General features: G+C 71.3%; 13 protein-coding genes. 11 read left to right on the plus strand and 2 right to left on the minus strand.

The annotated features are described in order from the left end of the window. Positions 1 to 10 precede the first annotated feature (10 nt). Both NUM_RS17255 and NUM_RS17260 read right to left on the minus strand, forming a co-directional pair. Positions 11 to 1612, minus strand: a complete 1602-nt coding sequence (locus tag NUM_RS17255; RefSeq protein WP_207125884.1) for an ABC transporter substrate-binding protein — start codon at positions 1610 to 1612, stop codon at positions 11 to 13. 5 nt (positions 1613 to 1617) lie between these two features. Further along, positions 1618 to 2472 carry a MurR/RpiR family transcriptional regulator gene (locus tag NUM_RS17260; protein ID WP_207125885.1) on the minus strand — a complete coding sequence of 285 codons (855 nt, stop codon included), beginning with the start codon at positions 2470 to 2472 and terminating at the stop codon, positions 1618 to 1620. A gap of 265 nt (positions 2473 to 2737) precedes the next feature. Between NUM_RS17260 and NUM_RS17265 the strand changes: the two genes are divergently transcribed. The 11 genes from NUM_RS17265 to NUM_RS17315 all read left to right on the plus strand — a co-directional run bounded on the left by NUM_RS17265 (position 2738) and on the right by NUM_RS17315 (position 14607). After that, positions 2738 to 3514: an IclR family transcriptional regulator gene (locus tag NUM_RS17265; protein ID WP_207125886.1), complete on the plus strand. Its 777-nt coding sequence runs from the start codon at positions 2738 to 2740 to the stop codon at positions 3512 to 3514. Beyond that, positions 3511 to 4815, plus strand: coding sequence for an aspartate aminotransferase family protein (locus tag NUM_RS17270; protein ID WP_207125887.1), 1305 nt, complete (start codon positions 3511 to 3513; stop codon positions 4813 to 4815). Before NUM_RS17265 ends, NUM_RS17270 begins: the two co-directional genes overlap by 4 nt. A gap of 44 nt (positions 4816 to 4859) precedes the next feature. Then, positions 4860 to 5903 carry an ABC transporter ATP-binding protein gene (locus NUM_RS17275; RefSeq protein ID WP_207125888.1) on the plus strand — a complete coding sequence of 348 codons (1044 nt, stop codon included), beginning with the start codon at positions 4860 to 4862 and terminating at the stop codon, positions 5901 to 5903. A gap of 17 nt (positions 5904 to 5920) precedes the next feature. Beyond that, positions 5921 to 7039, plus strand: a complete 1119-nt coding sequence (locus tag NUM_RS17280; protein WP_207125889.1) for an ABC transporter substrate-binding protein — start codon at positions 5921 to 5923, stop codon at positions 7037 to 7039. Further along, on the plus strand, positions 7020 to 8918 hold the full coding sequence (locus tag NUM_RS17285) for an ABC transporter permease subunit (RefSeq protein ID WP_207125890.1): 1899 nt from the start codon (positions 7020 to 7022) through the stop codon (positions 8916 to 8918). The genes NUM_RS17280 and NUM_RS17285 overlap by 20 nt, the downstream gene beginning before the upstream one ends. Before the next feature lie 56 nt (positions 8919 to 8974). Beyond that, complete coding sequence (locus NUM_RS17290) at positions 8975 to 9916, plus strand: succinylglutamate desuccinylase/aspartoacylase family protein (RefSeq protein WP_207125891.1); 942 nt, start codon at positions 8975 to 8977, stop codon at positions 9914 to 9916. A gap of 73 nt (positions 9917 to 9989) precedes the next feature. Further along, positions 9990 to 11216 carry a metal-dependent hydrolase family protein gene (locus NUM_RS17295; RefSeq protein ID WP_207125892.1) on the plus strand — a complete coding sequence of 409 codons (1227 nt, stop codon included), beginning with the start codon at positions 9990 to 9992 and terminating at the stop codon, positions 11214 to 11216. 312 nt (positions 11217 to 11528) lie between these two features. Then, positions 11529 to 12680 (plus strand): serine hydrolase domain-containing protein, encoded by a 1152-nt coding sequence (locus NUM_RS17300; RefSeq protein ID WP_207125893.1) that lies wholly within the window; start codon positions 11529 to 11531, stop codon positions 12678 to 12680. 390 nt (positions 12681 to 13070) lie between these two features. After that, on the plus strand, positions 13071 to 13514 hold the full coding sequence (locus tag NUM_RS17305; RefSeq protein WP_207125894.1) for an iron chaperone: 444 nt from the start codon (positions 13071 to 13073) through the stop codon (positions 13512 to 13514). A 110-nt stretch (positions 13515 to 13624) separates the two neighbouring features. Beyond that, the gene (locus tag NUM_RS17310) at positions 13625 to 13927 is read left to right on the plus strand and encodes a hypothetical protein (RefSeq protein ID WP_207125895.1); all 303 of its coding nucleotides are present in this window, start codon (positions 13625 to 13627) and stop codon (positions 13925 to 13927) included. Between the two features lie 116 nt (positions 13928 to 14043). Next, entirely contained in the window at positions 14044 to 14607 is a 564-nt protein-coding gene (locus tag NUM_RS17315; protein WP_225918645.1) for a dihydrofolate reductase family protein, read from the plus strand. Positions 14608 to 14967: the final 360 nt, after the last annotated feature.

The following is a 14967-nucleotide window of genomic DNA, read 5'->3' on the forward strand; positions in this document are numbered from 1 at the left end:
AGCGCACCGATCAGGAGGTTCGGGACGGGAGAGCGAATCCGACGGGCAACACGACCGGATGCGCCAGCGTGCTGTCGTAGGCGATCAGGTTGTCCGGCGCGTACAGCCAGATGTAGGGGTAGTCGTGCCAGATCAGCTGCTGGGCCTGCCGCATGACCGCGCGCTGCCGGGCGGCGTCCACAGTGGTCAGTGCCTCGGTGAGCAGCCGGTCGACGCGATCGTTGCGGTACCAGCAGAAGTTCCAGCCGGCGACCTTGTCCGCGCTGGCGTTCGAGCGGTACATGATGTCCAGTTGCAGCGCGCCCGACCCGTGCGACGGGTTGAAACCGAACAGCGCCAGGTCGAAGTCGCCGGCTTTCTTCGCGACCTGGATCCCGGCCCAGAACGTCGACTTGTCCACCTTCTGGATGGTGACCGCGATCCCGATCTCGGCCAGTTCGGCCTGTACGGCCTGCGCGACGAGCACGTCGTTGACGTACATCCCGTCCGGGGTGCGCAGTCGGAGCACCACCCGACGTCCGTGGTGGTGCAGCCGCCCCGCCGAGTCGGTCGTGCATCCGGCCTGGCGCAACAACTCCAGTGCCCGCGCCTTGTCGTGCGCGACCGCGCCGACCTTCGCGTACCCGTTGGTGCGCTCGGCGAGCGGCGAGGTCAGCGTCCGCGCCCGGCCGCGCAGCACGACCTTGACGATCGCCGGCACGTCGACGGCCAGGTTCAGCGCTCGCCGGACGCGGACATCGGTCAGCAGCGGATTGGCCTGGTTGATGCCGATGCCGAAGGTCTGCAGCCCCGACCCGCTCGACAGCCGCTTGCTCGCGTTGAGGGTGACCGACTTGGCCTGCTCGACCGGCAGCGCGTCGATCAGCTGCGCCTGCCCGGCCTCCAACGCGGCCAGCCGGCCCGACGCGTCCCCGACGTAGGTGAACGTGAGCGTCTCGTGCCGTGGCAGCGCACCGAAGTACGCCCGGTTCCTCTCGAGCACCAGCCGGCTGCCAGGCGTGAACGACGACAGCGTGTACGGGCCCGTACCGACGGCGTGCAGGGCGGCCTTCGCCTCGCCGGCGGCGACCAGTGCCCGGCTCGGGATCAGCCCGGAGCCGTGCGCCAGCGTGTTGAGCAGCGCCGAGTACGGCTGCTTGGTGGTGATCCGGACGGTACGCGCGTCCACCCGCCGCACCGACGCGATCGGCGACCACAGGCTGTAGGCCGACAGGTTGTAGTCCGGGTCGAGCATCTTGGTGAAGTACCCGACGACATCGTCGGCGCCGAACGCCGTGCCGTCGTGGAACCGCACCCCGGTACGCAGCTGGAAGGTCCACGTCCTGCCGTCGGCGGCGACCGACCAGCGTCGGGCCAGGTCCGGCTGGAAGCTCATGTCCGGCGCCAGCCGCACCAGCCCGGAGTACACCGCGAACGCCGCCTCGTATCCGGACGGGTACCCCTGCGGCTGCTTGCCCATCGGGGCAAGTGAGGTCACCTGGACCGCCTGGCAGAAGTTCAGATCGGTCGGGCTCGGACCGCCGCCGGCACCGGAGCGGCCGCAGCCGGCCACCGACAGGCCCGCCGCGGCGGCCGCCCCGGTCGCGAGCAGGTGTCGTCGAGTGAGTGCCATCGTCTTCAGCGCTGCCGGAGGGCGTCGAGAAGCCGGTGGTGCTCGTCGACCGCGCCGACGACCTCGTGCGACTTCGGCAGCGACACGGCCACGAACAGGGCGTCGAGCAGCGCCTGCTGCGCGACCCGCGAGGCCATCGCCTCGGCGCGAAACGCGGTCTCGACCGACGAGGTGTGCAGCGCATGGTCGGCGGCGTCGGTCAGCGGCGACCTGCCGTACTGGGTGATCGCGACGACGCTCGCCCCCCGCTCGCGTGCCTGGCCCGCCGAGAACACGAGGTCCTTCGTGCGGCCGGAGTGCGAGATCGCGACGACGACATCGCCCGGCCCCAGCAGCGCCACCCGACTGAGCTGGGCGCTGACGTCGGTGAGCACGTAGGTCGGCGCGCCCAGCCGCATGAACCGGAAGTGCGCCGCCTGCGCCGCGGCCCCGGAGGCACCGAACCCGAAGAAGCTCAGGCTCCGTGCGCCGGAGATCGCGGCGACGGCGGCGGCGAACTCGTCGGCATCGACCACGTCGAGGGTGTCCTTGAGCGCGTCGATGAACGAGTGGAAGACCTTGTCCAGCACGGTGCGCGGCGAGTCGTCGGCGCCGACGTCCTCGTGGATGCCCTCGATGTCGCGGCCGCGGCCGTTGTCCTCCTGGGCGAGTGCGAGCCGCAGCTCCTGGTAGCCGCTCAGGTCGGCCTTGCGGCACAGCCGGATGATCGTCGCCTCGCTCGACCGGCTCGCCTTCGCCACCTCGTTGAGCCGGCTGGCCAGGACGAACTCCGGGTGCGCGAGGACGTAGTCGCAGGCTCGCCGCTCGGCCGGCGTCAGGTGGTCGGACAGACCACGCAGCTTGGGCAACACGCCGCTCACCGGCACCTCCTCGACCCGCCGGGGCCGGTCCGGCCCGCGGCTGAAGTATCACTTCAGGTTTCGGCAGACACTAGAAGTATCACTTCAGCGCTGTCAAGGGTCGGGGAGGCAGGGCACCCGTCGGCCTGACATCGAGGCTGAATCCGCCGAGCCCGCCGCGAGGCCCGGCCCGGCGGCGCGGGTTCACCCGGTCGATGCCTTCCCACGTTGCGTCGGGTGTGGTGCCCATTGACAGTCGGATCGACCGCTCCTACATTCCCTCCCAATGAACGCGAACAAAGTTCCACTCAGTGAGAACGGACGGCCGAGCTACCTGGCCCGCCTGCTCGACGTGCTGGACGTCGCGGTGACCCACGAGCACGCGCCGCTGCCGATGTCGGAGATCGCCGCCGCCGCGGAGGTACCGGTGTCCACGGCGTCACGGCTGCTGAACCTGCTGTGCGAACACGGCTTCCTGGTGTCGATCCCCGGATCCGGTTACGCGGCCGGGCCGCGGCTGCTGCACGTGGCGATGCGCGCGACCGAGCAGCTGCACGACGCCGACCGGCTCAAGGCCGCGGTCGAGGCGTTGGCGGCCGAGACCGGCGAGAGCGTCAGCGCCGGGCTGCTGGTCGGGGAGCAGATCGTCCTGGTGGCCCGCAAGGAGTCGCCGCACTCGCTGCGCGCGGTGGCCCGGGTCGGCGACATCATCGCGCCGCACACCTCCGCGATGGGCAAGGCCGTGCTGTCCTGCCTGCCCGCCGAACGCCGTACGACGGTGATCCGGGCGGCGATCGGTGACGGGGTCGACGAGGCGCTGGCCGGGCTCGCCGACGAGCTCGCGCAGGCGAGCGCGGACGGCTACGCGGTGGACGAGGGTACCTACACGGTCGGTCTGCGCTGCCGCGCCGCGGCGCTGCTGGACCGCAACGGGCACGCGGTCGGCGGGTTGTCGATCGCCGGCCCCGCGGCGCGGTTCACCCCGCAACGCGCGCAGGAGAGCCTGCCGGCGTTGCGGGCCCAGGTCGCCACGTTGTCCCTGACCCCGAGGAGTACCGCATGACCGACGCCTCCGCCGCCCTCTACCGCCGGGCCGCCGTGCACGTGCCGGGCGGTGTCCACTCCGACACCCGGTTCGCCCAGCCGCACCCGAGGTACTTCGTCCGCGCCGAGGGCGCCCACGTGTGGGACGCCGACGGCGTGCGCTGGCTCGACTGCACGATGGGCAACGGGTCGGTGCTGCTCGGCCACGCGCATCCCGACGTCGACGCCGCGGTCACCGGCGCGGTACGAGACGGGCTGACCACCGGGCTGGAGACCCCCGCCGCGGTGTCGGCGGTCGAACGGCTCGCCGCGATCGTGCCGGACTTCGGCCAGGTGCGGTTCGCCAACACCGGTACCGAGGCGGTGATGCACGCGCTCGCGATCGCCCGGCACGTGACCGGCCGGCAGCGGGTCGCGAAGGCCGAGGGCGCCTACCACGGCTGGTTCGACCCGGTGTGGGTGTCCACCTGGCCCACCGCCGACCAGCTCGGCCCGCAGTCCCGCCCGGGCGTACCGCCGAGCTCGGCCGGGTTGTCCGCCGTCACCGCCGACACGGTGGTGGTCCCGTTCAACGACCTGGACGCGACCGCTGCGCTGTTGCGCGAGCACGCCGACGAGCTCGCCGCGCTGGTGGTCGAGCCGGTGCTGATCGACATCGGGTACGTGCCGGCCACCTCCGCGTACCTGCGCGGGCTGCGCGAGCTGACCGACGAGCTCGGCATCGTCCTGGTCTTCGACGAGCTGCTCACCGGGTTCCGGCTCGCACCGGGCGGCGCCCGCGAGGTGTACGGCGTGGTTCCCGACCTGACCACCTACGGCAAGGCGCTGGGCAACGGGTACCCGATCGCCGCGGTGGAGGGCCGACGCGAGCTGATGGCCACCACCGACCCGGTCGGTGGGCCGGTGGGCTGGGTGGGTACCTACAACGGGCACGGCAGCGCGGTCGCCGCGGCCGACGCCTCGCTCGCGGTGCTTGCCACCGGGGAGTCGCAGGCCTACCTGGACAAGCTGCTGGGCACGCTGCGGGACGGGTTCGCCGAGCTGTCGGCGCGCTACTCGATCCCCGTCGTGCTGGCCGGCGCCGGCGGCCATTTCCAGCCGTACTTCCTGACCGGACCGGCGGGCAGCTACCGGGAGGCGATGCGGACCGACGCCGAGCGGTACGCGACGCTGCGCGCCGCCGCCGAACGCCACCACATTCTGCTGCCGGGCAAACCGCTGCTGCACGCCGCGCTGTCGACCGCGCACACCGACGACGACGTCAGTGCGCTGCTGGCCGCCGCGGAGGAGGCGTTCGCGCAGCTGAGCGAGTCGACATGACCGGCCGGCCGGGGCCTCGCCCCGCCACGACCAGGGGGTGAACGATGGACACGCCCGACGCCGAACTGCGTGGTGTCCGCAAGCAGTATCCGGGCGGTGCCCGAGGGGTACGGGACGTCTCGCTGCGCGTCGAGCGCGGTGAGTTCTTCTCGCTGCTCGGACCGTCGGGCTGCGGCAAGAGCACCACGCTGCGCATCCTCGCCGGCCTGGAGGAACCCACCGCCGGTGAGGTACTCATCCGCGGTGAGTCGATGGCCCGCCGGCCGGCGCACCGCCGACCCACCAACCTGGTCTTCCAGCGGCTGGCGCTGTTCCCGCACCTGACGGTCGCCGAGAACGTGGCGTTCGGGCCGCGGCTGCGGCGCGGTTCGCGGTCCGAGACCGCGGCCACGGTGGCCGAGATGCTGGAGCTGGTGGGCCTTTCCGGGCTGGAGAAGCGTTACCCGGCGCAGCTGTCCGGCGGGCAGCAGCAGCGGGTCGCGATCGCGCGGGCACTCGCCAACCGCCCGGCGGTCCTGCTGCTCGACGAGCCGCTCGGCTCGCTGGATCTCAAGCTGCGGGTGCAGATGCAGCGCGCGCTCAAGCACATCCAGCAGGAGTCGGGCACCACCTTCCTCTACGTCACCCACGACCAGGTCGAGGCGCTGACCATGTCCGACCGGATGGCCGTGATGAACGAAGGACTCATCGAACAGGTCGGCGATCCGGCCACGCTCTACCGCGCACCGACGACGCGGTTCGCCGCCACCTTCCTCGGCGACACCAACCTGTTCGAGGGCACCCACCGCGATCAGGTGCTCGACTGTGCCGGCATCGCCGTGCGGGTACCGGGCCCCGGCCGGTTCGCCTCGGTACGACCCGAGCGGGTGAGTGTCGCCGCGCAGCTCGGCGACGGCTACCCGAACCGGTTCACCGGCCGACTCGAAGAGGTCGTCTTCCAGGGCGCCAGCATCCGCTACCAGGTCCGGCTGCCCTCCGGGGTGGCCGTCACCGCCGAGCGCCGCGACGAGGCGACGCCGGCACTGGCGGTCGGTACCGAGGTCGAAACCGGCTGGCCGGTCGACGCCGCCGTCATGCTCGACCACTGAAACGTCAGGAGCAGGCCATGTCGCAATCCGAATCCGTACCGCTGTCTCGCCGCCGGCTGCTGTCGGGTGCGGCCGGTCTGGCCGGTGCGCTGGGCCTCGCCGCCGGCTGCGGCAGCGTCGCCCCGTCGTCACAGTCGTCGTCCACCGGTGGCAGCAAGGGCAAGCTGAAGCTGACGCTGTTCGCGTTCCTCGGCGGCGACCTGGCGACGATGCCCAAGGCGTTCGCCAAGGAGTACGAGGCGTCGCACCGCAACGTGCAGATCGACATCTACGAGCAGTCCAACACCGTCGGCTACGCGAAGATGCTGGCGCAGCAAAAGGCCGACCCGCACCGGCCGCTGGTCAACCTCGGCTTCTTCAACGCCGAGACCACGGTGCAGGGCGTGGGCGATCGCATGTGGAGCAAGCTGGACTACTCCGCGATGTCCAACGCGAGCGACATCAGCAAGCAGTTCCAGCGCCCGGACCAGTACGGCATCGGCATCGGCGCCGACCAGTTCGGCCTGGTGTACAACCACCAGAAGCTCTCGAGCGCACCGACCTCGTGGGCCGACCTGTGGAACCCGACCTACAAGGGTCAGCTCTGCCTGTTCCAGAACCCGTGGTACGCGGTGTTCATGGCCGCCAAACTGCACGGCGGGTCGATCGACGACATGGAACCGGGCTGGAAGCTGTGGCAGGACAAGGCCGACCAGATCCGGCTGATGGTGGACTCCAACCCGCAGTACCTCAACGTGTTGAGCAGCGGCACCGCCCCGCTCACCACCTACTTCGCCGGCACCGGGCAGCAGTGGATCGACTCCGGCGCCCCGCTGAAGTACGTGGTGCCCAAGGAGGGCGCGATCTCGCTGCCGGTGTACCTGCAGTCGGTGGCCGGCTCGACCGACAGCCAGCTGGAGGTCGCGCAGGACATGATCAACGAGATGATCTCGCCGAAGTGGTCGGCCCGCTGGGCCGACGCGAGCGTCGAGACCCCGGCCAACACCAAGGCGGTACTGCCGGCCAAGCTCGCGCACCTGCCGGCGTTCTCGGCGCACACCCGGGAACACTTCATCGACGTCGACTACGCCGTGGTCGGCAAGAACAACGCCGCCTGGCAACAGCGCTGGAACCGCGATGTCTCGTCCCACATCTGAGGCCCCGCGGGCGCCCGCCGACGCCCGGAGTGGCCCCGAGCAACCGACCGGCTCGCCGCCCCGGCCGGCGCTGAGCGCACGGCTGGCCGCCTCGATGCGCCGGCACCGCACCGGCTACCTGCTGGCCGCGCCGACCCTGGTCGTGATCATCGCGGTGTTCGTCGGCGCGATGCTCACCCTGCTGGAGTACAGCTTCCACCGGTACCCGCCGGGCGGCGGCGACATCGCCGGCACCCTGGCCACCTGGCAGGCGTTCCTGACCGGCGGGTACCACTGGCACGTGGTGTGGCAGACCGTCGAGGTCGGCGTGCTCGCCACCGTGATCACCGCGCTGGTCGGCTTCCCGACCGCGTTCGCGTTGAGCCGGATCAAGCGGCCCGGCTGGCGCTACGCGGGCCTGTTCGTGGTCTTCGCGCCGCTGCTGACCAGCGTCATCTCCCGCACGTACGGCTGGGAGCTGATCCTCGGCGACACCGGCGTGCTGAACTGGCTGCTGGTCGCCGTGGGCCTCGGCCCCGCCCGCATCCTGTACGCGCAGACCTCGGTGATCGTGGCGCTGGTGCACATCCTGCTGCCGTTCATGGTCTTCCCGGTGATGAGCTCGCTCGGCCAGCTCGACGGTGCGCTCGACGAGGCCGCCGGCGATCTGGGCGCCGGCGCCTGGCGCCGGTTCCGTACCGTGACCCTGCCGCTGACGCTGCCCGGGCTCATCGCCGGGGCGGAACTGGTGTTCGCGCTGTCGATCAGCTCGTTCGCCACCCCGAGCCTGCTCGGCGGTGGTCGGGTCCAGGTGCTCGCCACCGACATCTACAACGACGTGCAGAACGTCGACTGGCCGCTTGCCGCCGTCTCCTCGTACGTGCTGCTCGCGCTCGCGGCGGTCGCTCTGGTGCTGTTCACGGTGCTGCAACGCCGGGCCGGCCACGCGGCGCAGGGCGGCGTCACCGCGCAGGCCGCCGAGCCGCGTGGCGCGCGGGGCTGGATCGGCTGGCTGGTACTGGTCGACGTGTTCGTGCTGGCGCCGCTGGTGGTCATCGTCATCGAGTCGTTCTCCTCGGTGTCGTACGGCGCCTGGCCGCCGCCGGGACTGTCCACCAAGTGGTACGGCAACCTGCTGCACCAGCCGGGCCTGGGCTCCGCGGTACTGCTGAGCCTGGAGATCGCCGTCGCGTCCACAGTGATCGCCACCGTCATCGGCACGCTCACCGCCACCTCCTTGGTACGGCACGCACCGCCCGGGCGGCGGCTGATCGAATCGCTGACGCTGTCGCCCACCGTGGTACCCAAGGTCGCGTTCGGCTTCGCCGGATTCGTCTACCTGCACCGGATCGGGCTGTTCGGCGGACCGGTCGGCCTGGTCGCCGCGCACGTGGTGATCGTGCTGCCGTTCGTGGTCATCGTCGTCACCTCGGCGCTGCAGCACGCCGACGACACCCTCGACGCCGCCGCCCGTGACCTCGGTGCCGGCCCGGTGCGGGCGTTCCGGCTGGCGACCCTGCCGCAGATCCGGCCCGCACTGATCGCCGCGGCCCTGTTCGCCTTCGTGATCAGCTTCGACGAGGTGGACACCACCATCTTCCTGCTCGCACCCGACCAGAACACGCTGCCGGTCTGGATGTACGTCTACATGCAGAAGTACCAGGACCCCACGCTCGCCGCCCTGTCCACGATCCTGATCGGCGCCGCGCTGGTGCTCGCTGGCGCTGTGGCAGTGCTGCTCGCCCGCGCCGGCGTGTTCGCCGGACTCACCGGAACCGGTGCGAAGCCACGACGGCGTGACCTCGACACCGGCAAGCGCACCACCGATCCGCACGACGCCGATCAGCACGCCGACGACCAGCACGACGCTGCCAGCCAGCGACAGGCTGCCAGCCAGTAGCAGGTTGCCTGTGAGTAACAGGTCGCCTGTCAGGTATCCAAGGAGGAGCTGCCCGTATGAGCACATCGCCCGGCCACACCGTCGACCAGGTACCCGTCACCACGCTGCCCGACGGACACCAGCTCGCCCTCACCGTCCACACCGTCACCGGCGCCGCGCCCGGACCGCGCATCGTGTGGCTCGGCGGCGTGCACGGCGACGAACCGCTCGGCCCCGAGACGGTACGCCGGGCGCTCGCCGAGATCGACCCGGCGCAGCTGTCCGGCACCGTCACCGCCGTTCCGGTCGCGAACCCGTTGGCGTTGCAGGCACTGAGCCGCAACACGCCGGTCGACGGCATCAACCTGAACCGGATCTTCCCCGGCAACCGCGGCGGCAGCGTCACCGAACAGATCGCCGCCGTACTGTGCGAGATCATCGCCGGCGCCGACCACCTGATCGACTTCCACTCCGGCGGCAACTTCGCCACCGTCGAATACTCCTACCTGCACGAGCCCGGCGCCGAGATGTCCCGCGCCTACGGCTGTTCGCTGCTGTACCAGCACGCCTCCTACGTCGGCTCGGCGACCGACTGGGCGCTGCAGCAGGGCATCGGTGCGATGGTCAGCGAGCTCGGCGGCGGCGGTCAGCGCATCGACCACTACCTGGACAAGGGAGTCGCGGGCACGCTCAACGTGCTGCGGACGCTGAAGATGCTGCCCGGCGAGCCGACCCCGCCGCCGGCCGACCAGTCCATCATCACCACGCTGCGCATCCTGCAGCCGGCCGTGGGCGGTGTGCTGCAGTCCGACTACGGCGCCGACCGGATCGGTGAGCGCATCCCGCAGGGCACCGTGCTGGGCCGTATCCTCAGCCCGTACACGTTCGAGGAGCTGGAGGTGCTCACCGCGCCGTTCGAGCCGAGCATCCTGGTGCTGGCCCGCGAGTCGGTCACCAACGTGCTGCCCGGTGAGTACGGGTACATGGTCGCGGACGGGGCGACCGCGACACCGGCGTAACTGCCCCCAGGCTCCGGGGCGGCGCAGTGGCGCCGCCCCGGAGCCTTCCCCCTCGAGGACAAAGGAACCGGACATGATCGTCGGCGACAGGGTGATCCGCCGAGTCTCGGTGGTCGAACCCGACACCGAACGGGTACGGGAACGCCAGCGGATCGTCATCGAACGCGGCGTGATCACCGAGGTGGCCGACGATCCCGGCGACGCGGTGCGGGACGGTGAGCTCGACGGCGCCGATCGCTACGCCGTTCCGGGCCTGATCGACTGTCACGTGCACGTCACCGCCTACACCGCCGACGAACACGCGCTCACCCTCCAGTCACCCAGTTACGTCGCCGCCCGCGCGGTCGACGAGCTCGCCGCCACCCTCGCCCGCGGATTCACCACGGTGCGCGACGCGGCCGGTGCCGATCACGGTCTGGCGCAGGCGATCGAGGAGGGTCACGTCGTCGGGCCGCGGCTGTTCTTCGGCGGCAAGGCGCTGTCGGCGACCGGCGGGCACGCCGACCTGCGCACCGCCGGCCAGAACGTGCACGACACCCACTACGCGATGCCCGGGCTCGGTCGCGTCTGCGACGGCGTCACCGAGGTACGCCGGGCCGCCCGCGACGAGATCCGCCGCGGCGCACACCACCTGAAGCTGATGCTCTCCGGCGGCTGCGCCAGCCTCACCGACCGGATCGACTCCCTGCAGTACAGCGACGCCGAGATCACCGCCGCCGTCGAGGAAGCCGCCGCGGCCGGCATCTACTGCGCCGCACACGCCTACACCGCGGCCGCGGTCAACCGGGCGCTGCGGCTGGGAGTACGCACCGTCGAGCACGGCAACCTGCTCGACGAGACCAGCATCGCCGCCTTCCAGGAAACCGGCGCCTTCTACGTGCCGACACTGGTCACCTACGCCGCGCTGGCCGAGGAGGGCCGCGCGCACGGCCTGGCTCCCGACAGCCACGCGAAGGTCTTCGACGTCCTCGACGGCGGGCTGCAGGCGCTGCGGCTGGCCGACCAGGACGGGCTGCCGATCGCGTTCGGCACCGACCTTCTCGGCGACATGCGTCGCCGGCAGAACGAGGAGTTCGCCCTGCGAGCCGAGGTCCAGACGCCCGGTGCGGTGCTGCGATCGGCGACCACCACCGCCGCGGAACTGCTGAACCAGCGCGGCCGCCTCGGTGTCATCGCCCCGGGCGCGCACGGCGACCTGCTGCTGACCCAGCACGATCCGCTGGCCGACATCCGCCCTCTCGCGTCCCCCGCGGACGAGATCACCGCGGTCATCCAGGCCGGGCAGGTTCGCCGAGCCTGACATCGAACCCGCCGTGTACGGTCGGGCGACCGTCGCCCACCAGCGGGCCGTCTTTGTCGGCGTGTGGAATCCCGGCCCGTCAACTCGCGGGGTGTCCCCTCCGAGGCTGCGTCGCAGCGGCGGTGCGCGCGTGTCTCGGTCCGCGAGGGCGAGTGCCGGCACGCAACCGCTACCAGGCCGATCGCTGCGCTTGGAGCGTGCGACCACGGGCGGAGAACGGATCAGCCGCCCGGCGGACGCGCGCGGTACCCGCGTTCGGCGAGGCTGGTGGCGGCCCGGCCGCCGAGCAGGGCCGGAGGGGGAGGACGAGACATGAGGCGCTTCGTGCCGGTGGCGGTGACGGTGCTCGCCGTCGCCGCAACGCTGATCGCCGGGCCCGCCGACGCGCACCAGTCGGGAATGCGGCGGGTCGAGGCCGCGCTGCGCGCCACCGTACGTGCCGGGGTGCCTGGCGTGTTGGCGCGGGTCGACGAGCCGGGCCGGCACTGGACCCGTACCGCCGGGATGGCCGACGTGGACACCCGGCGGCCGGTATCGGTCCACAGCCGGTTCCGGATCGCCAGCCTGACCAAGAGCTTCGTGGCGGTCCTGGTGCTGCAGTTGGTGGCAGAGCACCGGCTCGCGCTGGATCGGCCGGTCGGTGACTGGCTGCCCCACATCATCCCGGACGCCGAGTCGGTCACGGTGCGGCAACTGCTCGACCACACCAGCGGTCTCGCCGACTACATGGCCGCGCCGGGCTTCCAGGACCCGCGCCAGTACGCCCAACGGCACCACACTCCCGAGCAGCTGATCCGGGCCGGCGTCGCGCTCGGGCCCGTCGCCGAGCCCGGCGCGCGCTTCTCGTACGCCAACACCAACTACATCGTGCTCGGCCGGCTGGTCGAGCGGGTGACCGGTCAGGACCTCGGTACGCAGCTGCGAGACCGGATCCTGGGACCGCTGGGGCTCGACCACACCAGCCTCCCGGTCGACGACCACACCCTGCCCGACCCGCACGCCACCGGCTATGTGGCACTCGACCCGGCGCACCCCGACATGCTGACCGCCATGACCGAGCTCGACCCGTCGTTCGAGTGGGCGGCATTCGGCATGGTCTCCGACGGCCGGGACGTGAACCGCTTCTACCAGGCGCTGTTCGGCGGTCGGCTGGTCCCGCCCGCCATGCTGAACCAGATGCGCACCGGACACCCCACCGGCCAGGCACCGGTGTTCCCGCAGTACGGCCTCGGGCTCGAGTCGGTCGGCCTGACCTGCGGCCAGATGTGGGGGGCCACCGGCCAGACGGTCGGCTACCAGACGCTCAGCTTCACCGACCCGACCGGCACGCGCACGATCACGGTCTCGCTCGACGTCGAACGAACCAGCCCCGACGACCCCGACACCGGGCAGCTCATCCTGGCCGCCGTCAACGTCGTCAACGAGTACCTCTGCGGCACCGCCTACCAGCTGCCGACCGGATGACGCCACCGTCTCGCCCCAGCTCGACTGGACCCCGACACGACGTCCGACACGGACCAGGCAGTCCGGAGGGCGGCGAAGCCCTGGACGCGTGATGCTGTCAACGTGACGATCGCCGCGGCGCGTCGCCCCTGGCCGCACACGCAGCGCCTCCCGAGCCGTTCGGGAACGGATCCGAGGCGCCCGTCCCGTCAGACCGTTGAGCAGCGCGGTCCCGGGCCCGGTGGGCAGTTCCGCCCGGGTTGAGGCTGTTCGGGCCACCGTGTACGAGCTGCGTCGGCCCGGCGTCGCGATCAGATCAGGAATCGAGAAGCACCGACGGCCGTGAGCCCCGTAGCGTTCGATGCGGCGGCCGGCACGATGCCGGCCGGACACGTACGAAGGGCAAGGACCATGGCCGAGACCACCACCGGAACCGACGGCTTCTCCGCTGCCGAACGCGCCGCGATGAAGCAGCGCGCCGCCGAGCTGCGCGCCGAGGGCAGGAAGGGCGAGAAGAAGGCCGAGGGGCTGCAGGCGGCGCTCGACGCGATCGCGAAGATGGCACCCGAGGACCGTGCGCTCGCCGAGCGCGTCCACGCCACGATCGCCGCCACCGCACCGGATCTGCTGCCGAAGACGTGGTACGGGATGCCCGCCTACACCAACGCCGACGGCAAGTTGATCGTCGCGTTCAAGAACTCCGGGAAGTTCGGCACCCGCTACTCGACGCTGGAGTTCCAGGACGCGGCGCGCCTGGACGACGGCGACATGTGGCCGGTGTCGTTCGCGCTGCTGCGCTGGAGCGCGGCGGTCGAGAAGAAGGTCGTCGAGGCGATCCGCACCGCCGTCTCCTGACACCGCCAGCCACCAGCGCCGGGCCGGCGGCAGGCGGTGTAGCGCTTGTGGCCTGCTGGCGCGCCGAGTGTGGGCGATCGAGCAGGTGTCCGTCCGATGGCTTGGCGGGGTTGCAGTCCGACCAGTTCGAGGCACTCGGCGACCCGGTCGTGGATCGCCGCCCGGGTGCCGGATCGCCGCGCCCGCAGCGGTTCGAGCACGCTGTCGCGGATCCGCATCCGCGGATCGAGCTGGGAGCGCGGGTTCTGCAGCACGATCTGCATCCGGCCTTCGACCGATCCTGCACGATCGTTCTCCGCGGGCGGCGAGGCGCGTTGAAGCTCGACGGAACCTCCCTGGGGCTGTCGCGCGCGCTCGCCTGCTTCCGCGCCCATCGGCCCACCGTCCACGACATCGAGTCACCCGAAGCCTGACCTCGACGGTACGGAGCGCGCCGGATCGGTTGTGGTGCGACGCGGGTGTCGGTGACGCAGCCGGGGGATGATTCAGGTCAGGGACCTGGCGGCTGCGGTCGGGAAGGTGAGCGAGGATGGGGAAGGTGCTCTGGCACACGCCGTTGAGCCTGGACGGCTTCATCGCCGGCCCGGGCGACGACCTGGGGTGGGTCTTCGACGTCGATGGCGGGTCCGGCCAGACCGCCGAGGAGATCGTCCGATCGACGGGAGCGCTGCTGGTCGGCCGACGCACCCAGGATGTCGAGGACCGCGACCAACCGGGCTTCTACGGCGGCGCCTTCCGCGGACCGTTCTTCGTCCTGCGCCACGACCCGCCGGCGCAACCTCCCGTCGTGAAGGGCGTGACCGGCCAGTTCCTCGACACGGTGATCGAGGACGCGGTGGTACGGGCAAAGGAGGCCGCGGCTGGTGCGAATGTCGTCGTCCTCGGAGCCAACGTCGCTCGACAGTGCCTCGAGGCCGGGCTCGTGGACGAGATCATCGTGCACATCGCCCCGGTCCTCGTCGGCGGAGGTGTCCGCTCCTTCGAACGAACTGGTGGCGCCCCGATCCGGCTGCGGATGCTCTCCTCCCAGGTGGAGGGCGAGACCATGGTGTTGCGTTACGCCGTCGGCCAGCCACCAGAACACCGACGGTGAACCGAGTTCGGCGCCCGACACGGCTGAGCGGAGCGTGGAAGCGCTGATTGAGCCGGCGACCGCGGTGTTTTCGGCGCCCGGCGCGCGCTGGACGCTGGTGACCGACCTGGTCACGGCACTGGGTCGTCGACGTGGTTAGCTCGGCTCACCCGGGCCTCGGTGCGCCGCCGTCGATCGAGTGGGACGAACTCGGCCAACGCTGCCGCCAGCGCCCGCCCGCAGGTCTGTGGCTGACGGCCGAGCTGCGCAGACCGCGGTTCGTCACTCCTCGTACCGGTCGGCCACTTCGTCGCGGGACGCCCCAGAACGGGTAGCCGTCCCGGTCGAACCGTTCCAGCCCGAAGCGTTCGGCCCGCAGCG

Origin of the sequence: Actinocatenispora comari (assembly GCF_017312725.1) — a bacterium.
Classification (GTDB): Bacteria; Actinomycetota; Actinomycetes; order Mycobacteriales; family Micromonosporaceae; genus Actinocatenispora; species Actinocatenispora comari.

What these genes read in the sequence shown, in the direction of transcription:
- NUM_RS17255 (WP_207125884.1), bottom strand. Translation starts at nt 1,612, where the DNA reads ATGGCACTCACTCGACGACACCTGCTCGCGACCGGGGCGGCCGCCGCG.
- NUM_RS17265 (WP_207125886.1), top strand. Translation starts at nt 2,738, where the DNA reads ATGAACGCGAACAAAGTTCCACTCAGTGAGAACGGACGGCCGAGCTAC.
- NUM_RS17270 (WP_207125887.1), top strand. Translation starts at nt 3,511, where the DNA reads ATGACCGACGCCTCCGCCGCCCTCTACCGCCGGGCCGCCGTGCACGTG.
- NUM_RS17275 (WP_207125888.1), top strand. Translation starts at nt 4,860, where the DNA reads ATGGACACGCCCGACGCCGAACTGCGTGGTGTCCGCAAGCAGTATCCG.
- NUM_RS17280 (WP_207125889.1), top strand. Translation starts at nt 5,921, where the DNA reads ATGTCGCAATCCGAATCCGTACCGCTGTCTCGCCGCCGGCTGCTGTCG.
- NUM_RS17285 (WP_207125890.1), top strand. Translation starts at nt 7,020, where the DNA reads ATGTCTCGTCCCACATCTGAGGCCCCGCGGGCGCCCGCCGACGCCCGG.
- NUM_RS17290 (WP_207125891.1), top strand. Translation starts at nt 8,975, where the DNA reads ATGAGCACATCGCCCGGCCACACCGTCGACCAGGTACCCGTCACCACG.
- NUM_RS17295 (WP_207125892.1), top strand. Translation starts at nt 9,990, where the DNA reads ATGATCGTCGGCGACAGGGTGATCCGCCGAGTCTCGGTGGTCGAACCC.
- NUM_RS17300 (WP_207125893.1), top strand. Translation starts at nt 11,529, where the DNA reads ATGAGGCGCTTCGTGCCGGTGGCGGTGACGGTGCTCGCCGTCGCCGCA.
- NUM_RS17305 (WP_207125894.1), top strand. Translation starts at nt 13,071, where the DNA reads ATGGCCGAGACCACCACCGGAACCGACGGCTTCTCCGCTGCCGAACGC.
- NUM_RS17315 (WP_225918645.1), top strand. Translation starts at nt 14,044, where the DNA reads ATGGGGAAGGTGCTCTGGCACACGCCGTTGAGCCTGGACGGCTTCATC.